10 protein-coding genes are annotated in these 14,780 nt (G+C 69.7%); 7 read left to right on the top strand and 3 right to left on the bottom strand.

Annotation, left to right across the window (positions count from 1 at the left end; all coding sequences use genetic code 11):
• The 5 genes from VFZ09_RS48460 to VFZ09_RS48440 all read left to right on the top strand — a co-directional run.
• A partial coding sequence (locus tag VFZ09_RS48460; RefSeq protein ID WP_329734656.1) for a DUF6310 domain-containing protein occupies positions 1 to 544 on the top strand: 544 nt, incomplete at its 5' end.
• Positions 545 to 575: 31 nt separating this feature from the next.
• Complete coding sequence (locus VFZ09_RS48455; RefSeq protein WP_329734655.1) at positions 576 to 1,307, top strand: DUF5953 family protein; 732 nt, start codon at positions 576 to 578, stop codon at positions 1,305 to 1,307.
• Positions 1,308 to 1,533: 226 nt separating this feature from the next.
• Complete coding sequence (locus VFZ09_RS48450; RefSeq protein ID WP_329734654.1) at positions 1,534 to 2,199, top strand: hypothetical protein; 666 nt, start codon at positions 1,534 to 1,536, stop codon at positions 2,197 to 2,199.
• A gap of 187 nt (positions 2,200 to 2,386) precedes the next feature.
• The gene (locus VFZ09_RS48445; protein ID WP_329734653.1) at positions 2,387 to 3,253 is read left to right on the top strand and encodes a hypothetical protein; all 867 of its coding nucleotides are present in this window, start codon (positions 2,387 to 2,389) and stop codon (positions 3,251 to 3,253) included.
• A gap of 5 nt (positions 3,254 to 3,258) precedes the next feature.
• The gene (locus VFZ09_RS48440; protein ID WP_329734652.1) at positions 3,259 to 4,041 is read left to right on the top strand and encodes a hypothetical protein; all 783 of its coding nucleotides are present in this window, start codon (positions 3,259 to 3,261) and stop codon (positions 4,039 to 4,041) included.
• Positions 4,042 to 4,052: 11 nt separating this feature from the next.
• Here VFZ09_RS48440 and VFZ09_RS48435 read toward each other — a convergent pair whose 3' ends face one another.
• Genes VFZ09_RS48435 through VFZ09_RS48425 form a run of 3 tightly spaced genes read right to left on the bottom strand, consistent with a single transcriptional unit; the run spans position 4,053 to position 7,304 of the window.
• Positions 4,053 to 4,712 (bottom strand): response regulator transcription factor, encoded by a 660-nt coding sequence (locus tag VFZ09_RS48435; RefSeq protein ID WP_329734651.1) that lies wholly within the window; start codon positions 4,710 to 4,712, stop codon positions 4,053 to 4,055.
• A gap of 4 nt (positions 4,713 to 4,716) precedes the next feature.
• The gene (locus VFZ09_RS48430; protein WP_329734650.1) at positions 4,717 to 6,999 is read right to left on the bottom strand and encodes a serine/threonine protein kinase; all 2,283 of its coding nucleotides are present in this window, start codon (positions 6,997 to 6,999) and stop codon (positions 4,717 to 4,719) included.
• On the bottom strand, positions 6,996 to 7,304 hold the full coding sequence (locus VFZ09_RS48425) for a hypothetical protein (RefSeq protein ID WP_329734649.1): 309 nt from the start codon (positions 7,302 to 7,304) through the stop codon (positions 6,996 to 6,998). The genes VFZ09_RS48430 and VFZ09_RS48425 overlap by 4 nt, the downstream gene beginning before the upstream one ends.
• Before the next feature lie 86 nt (positions 7,305 to 7,390).
• Between VFZ09_RS48425 and VFZ09_RS48420 the strand changes: the two genes are divergently transcribed.
• Positions 7,391 to 9,103 carry an HAD-IG family 5'-nucleotidase gene (locus tag VFZ09_RS48420; protein ID WP_329734648.1) on the top strand — a complete coding sequence of 571 codons (1,713 nt, stop codon included), beginning with the start codon at positions 7,391 to 7,393 and terminating at the stop codon, positions 9,101 to 9,103.
• A 388-nt stretch (positions 9,104 to 9,491) separates the two neighbouring features.
• The gene (locus tag VFZ09_RS48415) at positions 9,492 to 14,756 is read left to right on the top strand and encodes an Ig-like domain-containing protein (RefSeq protein ID WP_329734647.1); all 5,265 of its coding nucleotides are present in this window, start codon (positions 9,492 to 9,494) and stop codon (positions 14,754 to 14,756) included.
• The last annotated feature ends 24 nt before the right edge of the window (positions 14,757 to 14,780 follow it).

Genomic DNA, 14,780 nt, shown 5'->3' with positions numbered 1-14,780 from the left:
CCTGTGCACCTCACTGCTGTCCTTCCACGGCGCCCTTCTTTCAAGCGCCGTCCGGAGGGATGCCCCCTCTTTGCCTGAGATTGTCTGGACTTGCTCTCCCCCTCTTCAAAACCTCTCCTACGGACTTTGGATCAATCCTGTGGGTCCAACCGAAGTCTCGGAGCGGGAGCGCCGTCTGGAGTGCAAGCCTCGACGGGTGCCGCCCAAGGGCGGGAACAAGCTGCACAACAAGTGCGCTGACGGGATCAAGTTCAACGCCTACCGTGGGGCTAACGCGCTGGTCAACGGCAAGGCTTTCGACGCATTGCAAGTTGTCGCGGGCGTGCTTTGGGAGGTGAAAACTGACAACTACGACTCGTATCCGCTCGAGCTTCAAGACATTGTAGCAAGAAAGCATGTGCGTGATTTTCCGATCGAGCGTGAACTTGCTAGGGCGTGCGGATTTGACTTTCGGGTCGGCGTTCGAAGTGCCTCACACAAAAAGGCGCTGGAGTACACCGAACCGGCGCTCGAAAACCTGATCGTCGTCATGGATTGGTGCTGAAATGCCAGCTACACGAGAGAATCAAATCGGCATGATCGTCTACGCGCCTGCGCTTGCGGGGGATGATGGCCGAACTTTGGCTGTTGTTCATGCGATGGAGCGCGCACACCCCGGCTTGCGTATTGGGTTGATGATTTCTGACGAGGGGAAGCTTATTCCGTTGCCGGATCGCGACGCATTCGTCGCCCGCGAGGCTAGTCGTGGGGAAATGCCACCGCTGCGCAGCACTGATGACAACTTCCGGGTCAGCGTGACGGGATGGGGAAAGCCGGCGGGGATTTCTCCTGGCGGTCGGGCTCAATTCGAATTCCATGTAGCGCTACCTCTGTCCGCCGCCGGCAGCGTGGCTGCGGCAGCCTTACTGGAGGCCGTGGCGGAGGACGCACGCGCGTTCTGGGGTCACGCGACGCCGTTCAGCGCGGGGGTGGACATTGCACGCCAGACGAAGAATCGGCCAGACGACCTGGAGCCGCCTCCTCGCGGCTTGCCGGTGATCAAGTCCCCTGTTGCCATGCGCTCGCCTGAGATTCCGCATCGCCTCGGATGGCTGAACTACTGGTCGGATGCTGCCGCACGGGCCATCGGCTTTCCGGACCCCGCCCGCGATGCGGAGCTGGTCTCGCGCTCACGGCGTAGCGCGACAGGCGGGTGGGTGGTCAGGCTCACGGATGCGCCGCTCGACCTGGACAACCCCACCCACCTGGACGCGCTCAAACGGGCCTACGAGCGCTTCCCGGAAATTGGCGGGCGCTCCACCCCTTGAGGCTCGGCACGGCTCGCGGTGGCCGTGCTCAGCATCAGGGATTCGGGTCAGGAACCGAGAAGTCTCCGCTCCAGCCCGCTCGGAATCCATCCAAGCAAGCTGGATTTCTCAGGGGGAAAGAGGTCCCGAGTCCGCGAACGGACACGCCTCACCGGGCCGGGGTGTCCAGGAGACCCGCACTGGTGGCAAACTGGAGTGGACCCACATCTCTGCTACCGTTCACTTCATGCTGGCGTCTCCGCCCCCCCGCTTCCGGCTGCTGCTCCCCGCGCTCGTCTGCGCCCTGGTGATCCACGGGGCGTACGGGGCCAGCCGGATGGGCCCTACCGCGTTCGCCGCCTTCGTGTTGCTGGTGATCGCCATCGGGGTGATGCGCTGGCGCCATGGGGCCACCCTCGCCTTCCCGGCCCGGGGCATGCGGAGCAGTGAAACCCTTTCGGAGCACGTCCTGGCGAGACTCGCGCACGACGAAGAGCCGTCCCGGCAGTACCCGGCGCAGCGCGGGGCCTCCCCCACGCCCTTTCCCTCGCAGCGGACGTTCTGGTCGCGGGTGAAGCTCTGGTCCGGCGGCGCGGGCCTGCTGGTGCTCGGACTGTGGTGGCTGCTGCTCGGCGCCATGCTCTTCACGCCGGATCCGTCGCCCGCGCTCGATGGCCTCTTCACCAACTCCAGCCTGACGCTCATCACCGTGTCCGTGCTGCTGACGGTGCTCTTCGGAGTCATCGTGCGCTCGGGTCTGCGCGGGCCGTCGGATCCGCTCGCGCCGAAGGACTGGAGCCACAAGGACGGCCTGCGCCATCAGCCCTACGTGCCCCACTCCCCTGGCGTCTCCCCGAGTGGTCCGCGCCGTGGAAAGCGTCACCTGCGGCTGGTGCGCGGCAACGTGCCCTGACCTCGACAGTCCATGGAGCGGCAACTACCGTGCCGCGCCATGACTGGCTCCGCTGTTACCGATCGCAACCTGTTCAGCCCCGGCAACCTGCGCAATCCCCATCCCAGCATCAGATGTTCATGAAGTGCCACAGCCTGACCTTCCGCGGCTTCGACTCCCTGCCGCTGTGCTGGTGAGGGACTCACCGATGACCAGAGCGCTCCTTCTCTGCCTGGCGCTTCTTCTTCCCTGGAGTGCCCTGGCCCAACCCAAGGCCAGGGTCGCCCGGGAGATTCTCGAGAGACTCGGCCTCGTCACCGGCCGCAACCTCGATGAGCTCCAGGTGCTCTCCCGGGTGACCACCCACTACTCGCCCAAGGAGGCCGAGGAGGTGGGACGTCTGATGTCCAAGGCCGCCAAGGGGGAGAACTTCACCGAGGAGGAGTTTCTCTTCCTGGAGCGCGTGGCCAAGGGGATGGATGAGTCGCTGAGCGCCGCCTCCGCGTCCTACCGCGCCGGCAACAAGGTTCCCCTGGTGGGCGCACGCCTGCTGGAGGATGGCTCGCGCATGATTCCCGGCTCCGACGCCCACAAGGCGCAGTGCTGGGTGGAATACCAGTTCCGCAATCCCAGGAAGTATCCACGCCTCTCCTACTCCATCGATCCCGAGTGGGAGCGGATGTACCGCTCCATTCTCGAGAACAAGGGCGCGGGCAATGCCTTCGAGGACGGCATCCTCAAGACGCAGGGCTATCAGAAGAACCCGGTGATGATGATGCCGCCGCCCGGGGAGGAACTGCCGGGCTTCATCGCCGACTCGATACGCGACAACCCGGCGGAGCTGTTCTGGGGCCAGCCCTACCAGCTCGTCGAGTGCAAGGCCCGCCAGGAGCTGTCCCTCACCGGCAACCTGAAGGCCATGATCAAGTACGTGGAGCAGTACGGTGGGCATCTGGAGCTGTGGATCCGCTCCGCGAAGCATCCCGAGGGAGCAACGAAGCTCTCCGGCCCACTCAAGGATCGGTTGGATCGCCTTCAAAAGCGAGGGCAGGCTCACATTCGAGGTTCTCCCTGATCCCCATGCGCTCACGCCCCTTCAGGACGCACATCGATCTGCCACCAGGCCCGCTCACGAGCGAGTGCCTGCGTCAGGTCCTCCATCTCATCCTCACCGAGTTCCGCTGGTTCGAGCCCAGGCGCTTCGGCGATGCCGACATGGAGTATTCAATCCCCTCGGGCGCACTCGATCTGGATCCACTCCTCGCCTACTACGAGAAGAAGAAGGGACGACACCTGTTCGTCGGGGCCAGGACGGACCGCGATTACGTCTGCTTCTTTCCGTCGGCACCGAAGGATCTACCCTACGTGAGCAACTTCTCCTGGACGACTTCCCTCGCGGACACGGCCCGGCCCGCCTGGCGTCAGCGTCACCTCGAGCAGGTCGCGGCCCTGATGCGGCTCGTGCGCTCCCCGCTCGCCACGGCCGCGATGGAAGACGACTGGGACCGCAAGACCCAGTACGAGGTGCAGGAGGAGCACTTCAGCTACAAGGAATTCACCATCCGGGACTACAGCGAAGGTCTGCCCGGCCTCTTCTGGCGCAACTTCCTGGGCCCGCCCTTCGTCCGCCTCTTCGGCGAGCGCCTGGACTCCCTCCCGCCCGAGCATGTGCGGCGCCTGGGAGATGACCTCGTCCTCCTCCAACCCTACGAGCTCCCCTCCCAGGCCAACACTCCGGAGGCCGATGCCCGGGAGCGGCAGTGGATCTCCCTGCTCGGCCCCGAGTCCTTCTACGACCACGAGCGGCGTCAGAAGCCCACCCGCCGGCCGGTGCTCGACGAGGTGGCCTCACCGAAGGCCTGAGCCTCCACGGCTCAGAGCTCCACGAGCCCCGCGCGCAGGGCCAGCACCACCGCCTCCACGTGCGAGTTGACGCCCATCTTCTTGTAGATGTGTGAGAGGTGCGTGCGCACCGTGCGCCGCTCCAGCGTCATCACCCGCCCCACCTCGGCGTTGGACAGGCCCTTGGCCACGTAGCGCAGCACATCGAACTCGGCCGGCGTCAGGCCCCACGGGTTCTGCTTCTCCGCCTCGGGCGGCTTCGCCTGGATCGACTGGAAGTAGTTCCAGAAGCGCCGCGCGATCAGCGGCTCGAGCACCGTGCCCCCTTCCATCACCTCGCGGATGCCCGAGCGGATCTTCTCCGGCCCCACCCGCTTCACCAGGTAGCCCGAGGCCCCCGCTTGAATGGCCTCGTACACCTTCTGCTCGTCCTCGAAGGACGTGAGGATGAGCACCTCCACCCCGGGCGCTCGGCGCTTCACCCGCCGCGTCACCTCGATGCCGTTGAACCCCGGCAGCTCCAGGTCCAACAGCACCAGCTGCGGCATCACCCGCACCACCTCCTCCACCGCCTGCTCTCCATCCTGCGCGCTGCCCACCACCTCCAGCTCGGGAAAGCTCCCCAGCACCTTGAGGAGGTTGCGCAGCAGGTTCGGCTGATCCTCGACGACGAAGACGCGGGTCCGGTCCATGGCCTCAGCGATAGGGAGAAGGCTTGAAGATCTGCTCCAGCTTCTTGTGCTCGCCGCGCTCCAGGCGCAGCTCGAACAGCTCCCGCTGACGCGGAACGCCGATCGTCTCGATGATGATCTCCCGGTTGCCCGGCTTCACCGGATAGCGCACCAGCGGCAGGTTGCGCTTCACCCGCACACCATCGATGTAGACGCGCGACAACTGGTTGGCGCTGATGGAGAGGTACGCGACGCCGTTCTTGTGGGACTCCTCGGCCCCACCCTGGGGGGAAACCACCACCGGATCCGGCGGTGCGGTGGGCTTCGGCTTCTCGGGCTCGGCGGGCGGCGAGTCCGGCATCTGGAGGTACTGCTCCACGGCGCCACTGACCGCGGACACCTTGGGATCCGTGTCGAGCTCGGGCCGCTGCGAGAACTTCCACACCGCCAGGGCGAAGCACGCCACCCCCACCAGCGCGATGACCCCGGCCACGGCCAGCATCTTCCGCCGGTGCCGCTTGTCCGCCAGGAGGTTGCGCTCCTCGGTGAACAGGCGCCGCTGCGCCACCGCCGCCTTCACCTCGGGCGACGTGGGCGGCGGCATGGGGATGTACGAGCGATCCGGCTCGGCCGAGGGCGGCTGCTCGGACACGTGGCCCCGCACCATCGACGGAGGAAGGCGCGCCCGCGTCTGCGTCCCCTCGGAGGGCGACGGTGGAATGCGCGCCCGCGTCTGCGTTCCCTCGGAGAGCGGCGGACGGAGGCGCACCCCCGTGGGCTCGATCTTCGCCGTGTCCACCAGGTCGTCCGGATCCACCGGAGCCTTGGGATCGGACTGAGGCTCCGGCTCGGGACGGGAGTAGTCCTCCACCATGCGCAGGCGGGGATTCTTGCCGATGCGCGTGACCTCCCGGGGTGCGGCTCCCCCGGGCAGCACGGGAGCGCGGCGCGGCTTGGGCGGCGCGGCCCCGGGAGGCGCTACCCACGTCTGCTCGTCATCCCCCGGCGACTGGGAGCGGCCGGGCTCGGTGGCGTCGTCCTTGGGCTCGACCCGGGTGACCTGGGTGCCCTCCTTCAGCCGGGCGCGCACCTGGGTGCCCTCCTTCCCGAAGTGGGTGACCTCGGCGGCGCCCTCCCGGGGCCCCACATAGGTGGACTCGAGCACCTCCTTCGCGGCCTCGGCCCCGAGCACGTGCGTGGAGTCCAGCAGGGCCCTGTCCATCATGGGCCCCGGAGTCATCGTGGGCTCGGGCTGGTACTCCTCGAAGGCGGGCGGGGCCTCCATGGTGTCGGCCTCGCTGAGGGCCGGGCTGAACGAGGGCCGCACCACCACGGACTTCTCCAGCGCGTCCGCCCCCACCTCCGCCAGCGACACACCGGAGATGGGCGTGAGCGTGAAGCGCTCGGAGAACGGCACCGGGCCGAGCGCGGGCCCCCCGGCCATCTCGTTGGGGAAGAGCTCGGCCACGAAGCGGCGCGCGTCCTCGGCGCCGGGCAGGCCCCCGTGGGTGGACAGGAAGTTGCGCAGCGAGGCGGCGAACTCGGCGCACGAGCGGTAGCGCCGCGCGGGCGTGGCCTCCAGCGCGCGCAGGATGATCGGATCCAACCGCGCGTGGAGCCGGCGATCCAGGCGGCTGGGCGGAGGCAGGCCGGCGCGGCGGGTGCTGACGCCCCCATCGGGGATGACGGCCTCGCGCAGGGTGAGCAGCTCGTAGGCGATGGCGCCGATGGAGTAGATGTCCGAGAGCACGTCCGGAGGCTCGCCCCGGCCCACCTCGGGGGCGCGGTAGGCGCTGCGGCCCCTGCCGGCGAAGGCGCGCTTGAGCTCCGGCACGGCCAGCAGCGCCTGCAACGCCCCGAAGTCACACACCGAGGGCAGCCCGCCGCGCGAGAGCAGCACGTTGCCCGGGGTGATGGAGCCGTGGATGACGCCCGCCGCGTGGGCGCGCTCCACGGACTCGAGCATCTGGATGACGAGCCAGAGCGCGGTGGCCGGCGGGAGGAGGACCTCCTTGGTGTTGAGCCGGTGCAGCGCGGTGCCCAGGGAGTGGCCCTCGACGGCCTCGCGCACCACGGCGAGCCGCTGCTTGACGAACCCCAGGTCGAGCACGGGGACGATGCCCTCGGGGTTGAGCGGGTTGAGGACGCTGTAGATCCCGGCCTGCACGGTGGCGTAGCGCGGATCCGACGTCTTCGGGTGGAAGAGCTTGATGACGACCTCGAGGCCACCGGGCTCCTGGACGGCCTCGTACAGCTCGGCGAGATCTCCGGCCTCGACGCGGCCGGTCAACCGGTAGGCGGTGCTCATCCCTTCCTCTTCCGGGACCGGACGGCGTCGAACTGGAACCCGCACCAGACGCACGCCTCGCCCTTGGGGCCGGGAGGCAGCTCCAGGGTGCAGCCCGGGCAGCGCGGCGCGGGCCGGCTGCTGGCACGGGGAGCGGCCGTCTTCTGACGCACCGGGCCCAACGCACGGACGCGCCGCGCCACGGCGGTGCCGCGGACCCGGACCTCGAGCTGGCGGACACGGTCCTCCAGGGCCTCGATGCGGGCGGCGAGCCGCGCGTGGAGCTCGGCGTCGGACGGGGGGGAACGTCTGGCGGGCGATCTCATTGCGGACCCGCGAGCGTGCCATGCCCGCTCGCAACCCCGCAAGGTGGACAACCCGTATGAATGGTGGCCCCGGAGGGACGCGTGTTATGTCTTGCTGTCCTGTGTCACCGAAACTCTCTCCGACCGGACCCATCCCGGGGAGCCCGACGACCTCGGATCCCCTCCACGGCAGCTTCCGCTCCTCGCTCAACCGGGCCAACGCCGAGCAGGCCGAGCTCCGCGCTCAGCGTCTCTTCGCGGACACCGAGCTCGCCCGCCTGCTGAGTGTGCCCCGGGCGCCCCTGCGCCAGGTGCCTCGCGCGCGGGACATCTTCGTCAACCGCAACCTGCGCATGGCCCACGTCGACCTCATCGGCTTCGACATGGACTACACGCTGGCCATCTACCACATGCGCCGGTTGGAGCAGCTCGCCTATGACATGACGCTGGCGAAGCTCGTCAGCGAGCGGGGCTACCCCCCGGTCATCGGCCAGCTGCAGTACGACCACCACTTCGTGATGCGCGGGCTGGCGGTGGACAAGGCGAACGGCAACCTGCTGAAGATGGACCGCTTCGGCTACGTGGGGCGGGCCTGGCACGGACTGCGTCCGCTGGATCGCGAGGTGTGGAAGAAGCTGTACCGCAACCAGCGCGTGAAGCTGAAGAATCCGCAGTTCGCGTGGATCGACACGCTCTTCGCGCTGCCCGAGGCGTGGCTCTTCGCCGGCATCATCGAGCTGCTGGAGTCGCTGGGCCAGCGGGTGGACTACGGCAAGCTGTACGACGACATCCGGGATGCGATCGACACGGTGCACCGGGACAACTCGCTCAAGCGCGAGGTGCGCAAGGACCTGGGGCGCTACATCTTCCAGGATCCGGAGCTGGGCCCGGCGCTGCACAAGCTGCGCTCGGGAGGCAAGCGGCTGTTCCTGCTGACGAACTCGGCGTGGGACTACACGGACGCGGTGATGCGCTACCTGCTGGACGGGCAGCTGGCGGAGTACCCGAGCTGGCGCAACTACTTCGACTACATCGTGACGCTGGCGTCCAAGCCGGCGTTCTTCTCCGAGCAGCGGCCCTTCCTGGAGCTGGAGACGGCGGGCCCGGGCGAGGAGGCGAAGGTGGTGGGCGAGGCCGGGAGCGTGGAGCGCGGCAAGGTGTACCAGGGCGGCAACCTGGTGCAGTTCGAGCAGCAGACGGGCTACGCGGGCGAGTGCGTGCTGTACGTGGGCGATCACATCTACGGGGACATCCTCAAGTCGAAGAAGTCCTCGCTGTGGCGCACGTGCATGGTGGTGCAGGAGATCGAGGACGAGATCACCTACACGGACGGCCAGCGGGAGCGGATCCTGCGGCTGTCCGACGTGGAGCTGGCGCGGGAGCGGCTGGACGACGAGGTGGCGCACCACAAGGGCCAGCTGAACATGTTGGACCGGAAGCTGGAGCGCGGGGACCTGGAGCCGGAGGAGACGGTCCCGGTGGAGGAGGAGCGGCGGAAGGTGAAGGCGGAGCTGGACAAGCTGCGCTGGGCGCTGCGCGAGGCGACGGAGATCGCGGACACGTTGGAGTGCGAGGTGGAGGAAGGCTTCAACCCGTACTGGGGCCTGCTGTTCAAGGAGGGGCACGAGAACAGCCGGTTCGGCGAGCAGGTGGAGCGCTACGCGTGCCTGTACACGAGCCGGGTGTCGAACTTCCTGCACGACTCGCCGGTGCAGTACTACCGCTCGCCGCGAGAGCTGATGCCGCACGAGCACGCGGGCTCCTGGACGGCGAAGCTGTCACCGGTGGGCAGCGAGGGACCCGCGAAGGGCGATCCCTGAGCCCGCGCGTGCGAGCCCAGGAGCTCGCACCTCAAAAGACGTGAAGGGAGTCCCCGCTCAGGGAAACCCCCTACGGCCGAGGCCTTGTCTCACGGGCTCATGCATGATCGAGCCAGCAGAGGGCTCTCCTTGCTAGGAAGGCCGGTCAGCGGCTCAGGCGCTGGAAGCTCTTCTTCCGTGCGCGGGCCGCTGACGAGGGGGAAACGCAATGAGTCATCGCCGTATCTGGAGCCTCATCCTGGTGGGGGCGCTGCTGGGGTGCGTGGCGTGTGGACAGCCCGAAGCCGGCGGAGTGGCGGTCGGGCAACCCCGGGAATTCCCACGGGCACGGGGACTCCAGTCGACCTCCCCTGCCCCACTGCCCGAACCCCCGGCGCGATCCCCCGCGGTGAAGGCCTGGCGGGAGGCTCCGGGCGAGGACAACGCGCTGCGGCTGGCGCGGGCCTATTTCCCCGAGTTCTCCGAGGCTCCGGACACCCAGGTCCGGCAAGCCTCCGTCCCTTCCGCCGCGGCGCTGCGCGTGACGCTGGCGGACCAGGAGGATGACGGGCTGGAGCTCGCCACCCGGGGCTACGTCTTCCGGGTGAAGCCCCAGGGAGACAGCGCGGCCAAGGCATCGCGGCGATCCGGGGGCGCCACCTTCTACGGACCGGACCACTTCTGGAAGGAGCTGGGCGGCCAGCGGGTGGAGGAGTTCGTGGTGATGCGGGCGGGCGCCTCGGCGTACCGGGCCGCGTTCGAGGTGGAGGTGCCCGAGGGGATCTCCACGGTGCGGGACGCGGGCGAGTACCTCGAGTTCCTCGATGGCGGCGAGGTGCCGGTGGTGCGGATGCACTACCCGGTGGCGAGGGACGAGTCCGGGCGCGGCCGGCAGGGCCAGGTGCGGCTGTGGGGCGTCACACCCAGGGCGAGCGGTGGGCCCGGGAACCTGCCGCGGCTGGCGCTGGAGCGCCGGACGTTGAAGGTGGCGCTGGAGGTGGAGCTGGAGGGGCTGGAGGGCACGGTGGTGGTGGATCCGGGCTGGAGCGCCACGGGCTCGATGGCCACGTCCCGCTACCGGCACTCGGCGCAGCTCCTGCTCAACGGCAAGGTGCTCGTGGCGGGGGGCGCCGGTGGTTTCTCGGACACCGCGCTCAGCGGCGCGGAGCTCTACGATCCGGTGACGGGCACCTGGAGCGCCACGAACCCGCTGCCCAGGGCCCGCTACGATCACACGGCGACGCCACTGCTCAACGGCAAGGTGCTCGTCGTGGGCGGATATCCGGGGTACCCCAGCGCCTCCCTGCCCAACGCGGAGCTGTACGATCCGGCCACGGGGAGTTGGAGCTCCACGGGCTCCCTGACCACCCATCGTGCCAGCCACACGGCCACGCTGCTGCCCAACGGCAAGGTGCTCGTCGTGGGAGGCAGCCGTATCGACTACCCCTCCACCTGGAACTGGCTTGCCTCCGCGGAGCTGTACGATCCGGCCACGGGCACCTGGAGCCCCACGGGCGCGCTGGGCACCGCGCGTACCAGCCACACGGCCACGCTGCTGCCCAACGGCAAGGTGCTGGTCTCCGGCGGATATCAGGGGAACTCCGTCAGCAGCTCGGAGCTGTACGATCCGGCCACGGGCACCTGGAGCCCCACGGGTGCGCTGGGCACCGCGCGTACCGGCCACACGGCCACGCTGCTGCACAACGGCAAGGTGCTCGCCGCGGGCGGCTACAACAACTCCAACACCAACACCTTGTCGAGCGCGGAGCTGTACGATCCGGCCTCGGGCACCTGGAGCGGCACGAACGCGATGGGCACCCCCCGCCAGTGGCATCCGGCGACGCTGCTGCCGGATGGACGGGTGCTGGTGGCGAGCGGGTACAACGCGGGATGGCGCATCGACGGCTCGGAGCTGTACGACCCGGCCACGGGCACCTGGAGCGCCACGAGCTCGTTGACCTCTCCCTGCTTCTGGCACGCGACGACGTTGCTGCCCGATGGACGGGTGCTGGTGAGCGGAGGCTCCGATGCGGGCACCCGCACGGAGCTCTACTCCTCGGTGACGGGGAGCTGGCGCGCCACGGCCCCGCTGACCGCCGCCCGCCAGGGCCACTCCACGACGCTGCTGCCCTCGGGCAAGGTGCTCGTGGCCGGTGGACAGAACGCCTCGGGCCTCCTGTCCAGCGCGGAGCTGTATGACCCGGCGTCGGGCACCTGGAGCACCACGGGCGCGCTGGCCACGGCCCGCTCCTCCCATGCGGCGACGCTGCTGCCCACGGGCAAGGTGCTGGTGACGGGTGGCGACGGGACGAGCGGCCCGCTCACCAGCGCGGAGCTGTATGACCCGGCCACGGGCACCTGGAGCCCCACGGGCTCGCTGACCACGGCCCGCTCCGCCCATGCGGCGACGCTGCTGCCAGGGGGCAGGCTGCTGGTGACGGGAGGCACGGGCGCCTCGGGCCCGCTGCTCAGCGCCGAGCTGTACGCTCTCGCGGCTGGCACCTGGAGCACCACGGGCTCACTGGCCACGGCCCGTGCCCGGCACACCGCGACGCTGCTGTCCTCGGGCAAGGTGCTCGTTGCGGGAGGACAGTCCGCCTCGGAGACGCTGGGCAGCGCGGAGCTGTATGACCCGGCGGCGGGCACCTTCAGCGGGACCGGCACGATGACGGTCGTCCGGGCCGAGCACACGGCGACGCCGCTGCCCACGGGCAAGGTGCTGCTGACCGGTGGAAGTGGCGCCTCGGGAGCCCAGGCGAGCGCGGAGCTGTATGACCCGGTGACGGGCACCTTCAGCGCCACCGGCCCCCTGACCTTCGCTCGCGCGCGCCACGTGGCGGTGACGTTGTCCACGGGCCAGGTGCTGGTGGCCTCGGGCCTGGGAACCGCGGGCCGCCTGGCCAGCGCCGAGGTCTACGATGCGGCCACCGGCACCTTCAGCACCGTGGGCCCGTTGGCGACCGCGCGCGCCGGTGCCTCCGCGGCGCCCCTGCCCCGGGGCAAGGTGCTCGTGACGGGCGGGACCACGGCGACGGGCGCGCTGGCCAGTGCCGAGCTGTACGAGGAATCGGGCGCCCCCGACGCGGCGCGGCCCGTCGTGACGCCCCCCTCTCCCCTGCTGACGGGCAGGACCGTCACCGTGAGCGGGAGCGGGTTCCGGGGAGTCTCCGAGGCCAGCAGTGGCAACGCCATGAGCTCCGCCGCCAACCTCCCCTTCGCCTCGCTCACTGCCCTGGAGGGCGGAAAGCGGCTCCCGGTGAGCGTGCTCGGGTTCTCGAACACGTCTCTCTCGGTGAACGTGCCCCCGGCGCTGGCGGATGGGTACTACCTGCTGCATGTGACGGCCCATGCGCTCTCCGGGGGCGCGGTGGTCTTCGTGGATGGGCCTCCGCCCGCGCCCGTGCTGACGGCTCCGGCGGCGCTCATCAACACCCCGACGCCCACCCTCGCGGGGACGGCGGAGCCGGGCAACTCGGTGACGGTGTCGTTGGATGGGACGCCCGTGGGCACGGTGACCGCCGACGCCTCGGGCAACTGGAGCCTCGGGGTGGGCACACCGTTGGACGAGGGGCCCTACACGGCCACGGCCGTCTCGGTGGATGGAGCGGGCAACACCAGCCCCGTCTCCGAACCTCGCACCTTCACGGTGGACACGACGGCGCCCGCGGCCCCCGTGCTCTCGGCTCCGCCGGCCTTCACGAACATGACGAGGCCCACCCTCGCGGGCTTCGCGGAGCCCGGCAGCACGGTGGCCGTGAGGGTGGATGGGACACCCGCGGGCACGGTGACGGCCGATGCCTCGGGCAACTGGAGCGTCACCTCCACCCTCACGCTGGGCCAGGGAGCGCACACCGCCACGGCCACCGCCACGGACGTCGCGGGCAACACCAGCACGGCCTCCGCCGCTCGCTCCTTCACGGTGGACACGGTTGCCCCGGCGGTCCCCACGATCACGGCTCCGGCCGCGCTCGTCACCACCACCACCACGCCCGTCATCTCGGGCACCGCGGAGGCAAACAGCACGGTCACGGTGAAGGTGGATGGAACGCTGGTGGGCTCGGTGACGGCCAATGCCTCGGGCATCTGGAGCGTCACCCCGGCCACCGCCCTGGGACAGGGAGCGCACACCGCCACGGCCACCGCCGCCGACGCGGCGGGCAACACCAGCCTCTCCGCCTCGCGCTCCTTCACGGTGGACAGCGAGCCCCCGGCGGCCCCCGTGCTCACGGCTCCGGCCGGCTTCGTCGGGACGAGGCCCACCGTCTCGGGCACCGCGGAAGCCGGCAGCACGGTAGCGGTGATGGTGGATGCGACACCGGTGGGCACGGGAACGGCCAATGGTTCGGGAGCGTGGAGCCTCACCCTTCCCTCCCCCCTGAGTGAGGGAGTGCACACCGCCACGGCCACCGCCACCGACGCGGCGGGCAACACCAGCTCCTCCTCCGCCGCCCGCTCCTTCACGGTGGACACGACGGCACCAGCGGCCCCCGTGATCACGGAGCCGGCCGCGTTCACCTACACCTCCACGCCCTCTGTCCTGGGCACCGCCGAGCCCGGCAGCACCGTGACGGTGAAGGTGGATGGGACGACGGTGGGCATGGTGACGGCCGATGCCTCGGGCAACTGGCTCCTCATCAGCACCCCGATCCTGAGTGACGGAGCGCACACCGCCACGGCCACCGCCACCGACGCGGCGGGCAACACCAGCCTCTCCTCTGCCCCTCGCACCTTCACGGTGGACACGCAGATACCCGCGAACACCGTGTTCTCGGCTCCGGCCGCGTTCGTCAATACGACGACGCCCGTCATCTCGGGCACCGCGGAGCCCGGCAGCCGGGTGGATGTGAAGGAGGTTGCGACATTACTCGGGAGAGTGCGCGCCGACGCCTCGGGAAACTGGAGCATCACCCCGGCCACGCCCCTGAGCGACGGAACGCACACCGTCTCGGCCTATGTCACCGACGCGGCGGGCAACACCAACGGCTACGCCCGGCACACCTTCACGGTGGACACGGTGGCGCCAGCGGCCCCCGTGCTCTCGGCTCCGGCCGCGCTCGTCACCACCTCCACACCCGACATCTCGGGCACCGCCGAGGCCGGCGCCATGGTGGAGGTGAAGGTGGATGGGGTGTCGGTGGGCACGGTGCTGGCCCAGGTCTCGGGGTCGTGGACCCTCACGGCGGCCCTGGGTGAGGGAGCGCACACCGCCATCGCCACCGTCACCGACCGCGCGGGCAACACCAGCGTGGCCTCCACCGCGCGCACCTTCACGGTGGACACGCTCGCCCCGGTTCCTCCCGAGGTGGTGACGCCGGCCGAGGGCGCGGCCGTGGTGCCCGGTGAGCTGGTCTTCTCGGGAACCGCCGAGGCCGGCAGCACGGTGGCGGTGAGCGTGGATGGGCTCCAGGTCGGGACGGCCACCGCGGATGCGTCGGGGCAGTGGAGCATCAACCCGGTCTACGCGCTGGCGCAGGGCCGGCACACGGTGACGGCCACGGCCACGGATGCGGCGGGCCACGTCAGCCCGGCCTCCAGCGGGCGCTCCTTCACGGTGGAACCGGAGGCCCAGGGCTGTGGCTGCGCCGCGTCTCCCGCGGGAGGGATGGCGTCGCCGCTGGGCCTGCTGGCCTTGTGGTTCTGGGTGCGCCGCCGCCGGATTCTCGTCTCCTTGTAGAAGGAGGCGTGCACAAGGGGATGC

It is taken from the genome of Archangium sp. (assembly GCF_036277355.1).
In the GTDB taxonomy this organism is placed as follows: domain Bacteria; phylum Myxococcota; class Myxococcia; order Myxococcales; family Myxococcaceae; genus Archangium.
Note: the sequence above shows the minus strand (reverse complement) of the source record. Positions and strands in the feature narration are given on the sequence as shown.

Excerpts from the sequence above, each read along its gene's own strand:
- VFZ09_RS48455 (WP_329734655.1), top strand. The coding sequence starts at position 576 with ATGATCGTCTACGCGCCTGCGCTTGCGGGGGATGATGGCCGAACTTTG.
- VFZ09_RS48450 (WP_329734654.1), top strand. The coding sequence starts at position 1,534 with ATGCTGGCGTCTCCGCCCCCCCGCTTCCGGCTGCTGCTCCCCGCGCTC.
- VFZ09_RS48445 (WP_329734653.1), top strand. The coding sequence starts at position 2,387 with ATGACCAGAGCGCTCCTTCTCTGCCTGGCGCTTCTTCTTCCCTGGAGT.
- VFZ09_RS48440 (WP_329734652.1), top strand. The coding sequence starts at position 3,259 with ATGCGCTCACGCCCCTTCAGGACGCACATCGATCTGCCACCAGGCCCG.
- VFZ09_RS48435 (WP_329734651.1), bottom strand. The coding sequence starts at position 4,712 with ATGGACCGGACCCGCGTCTTCGTCGTCGAGGATCAGCCGAACCTGCTG.
- VFZ09_RS48430 (WP_329734650.1), bottom strand. The coding sequence starts at position 6,999 with ATGAGCACCGCCTACCGGTTGACCGGCCGCGTCGAGGCCGGAGATCTC.
- VFZ09_RS48425 (WP_329734649.1), bottom strand. The coding sequence starts at position 7,304 with ATGAGATCGCCCGCCAGACGTTCCCCCCCGTCCGACGCCGAGCTCCAC.
- VFZ09_RS48420 (WP_329734648.1), top strand. The coding sequence starts at position 7,391 with ATGTCTTGCTGTCCTGTGTCACCGAAACTCTCTCCGACCGGACCCATC.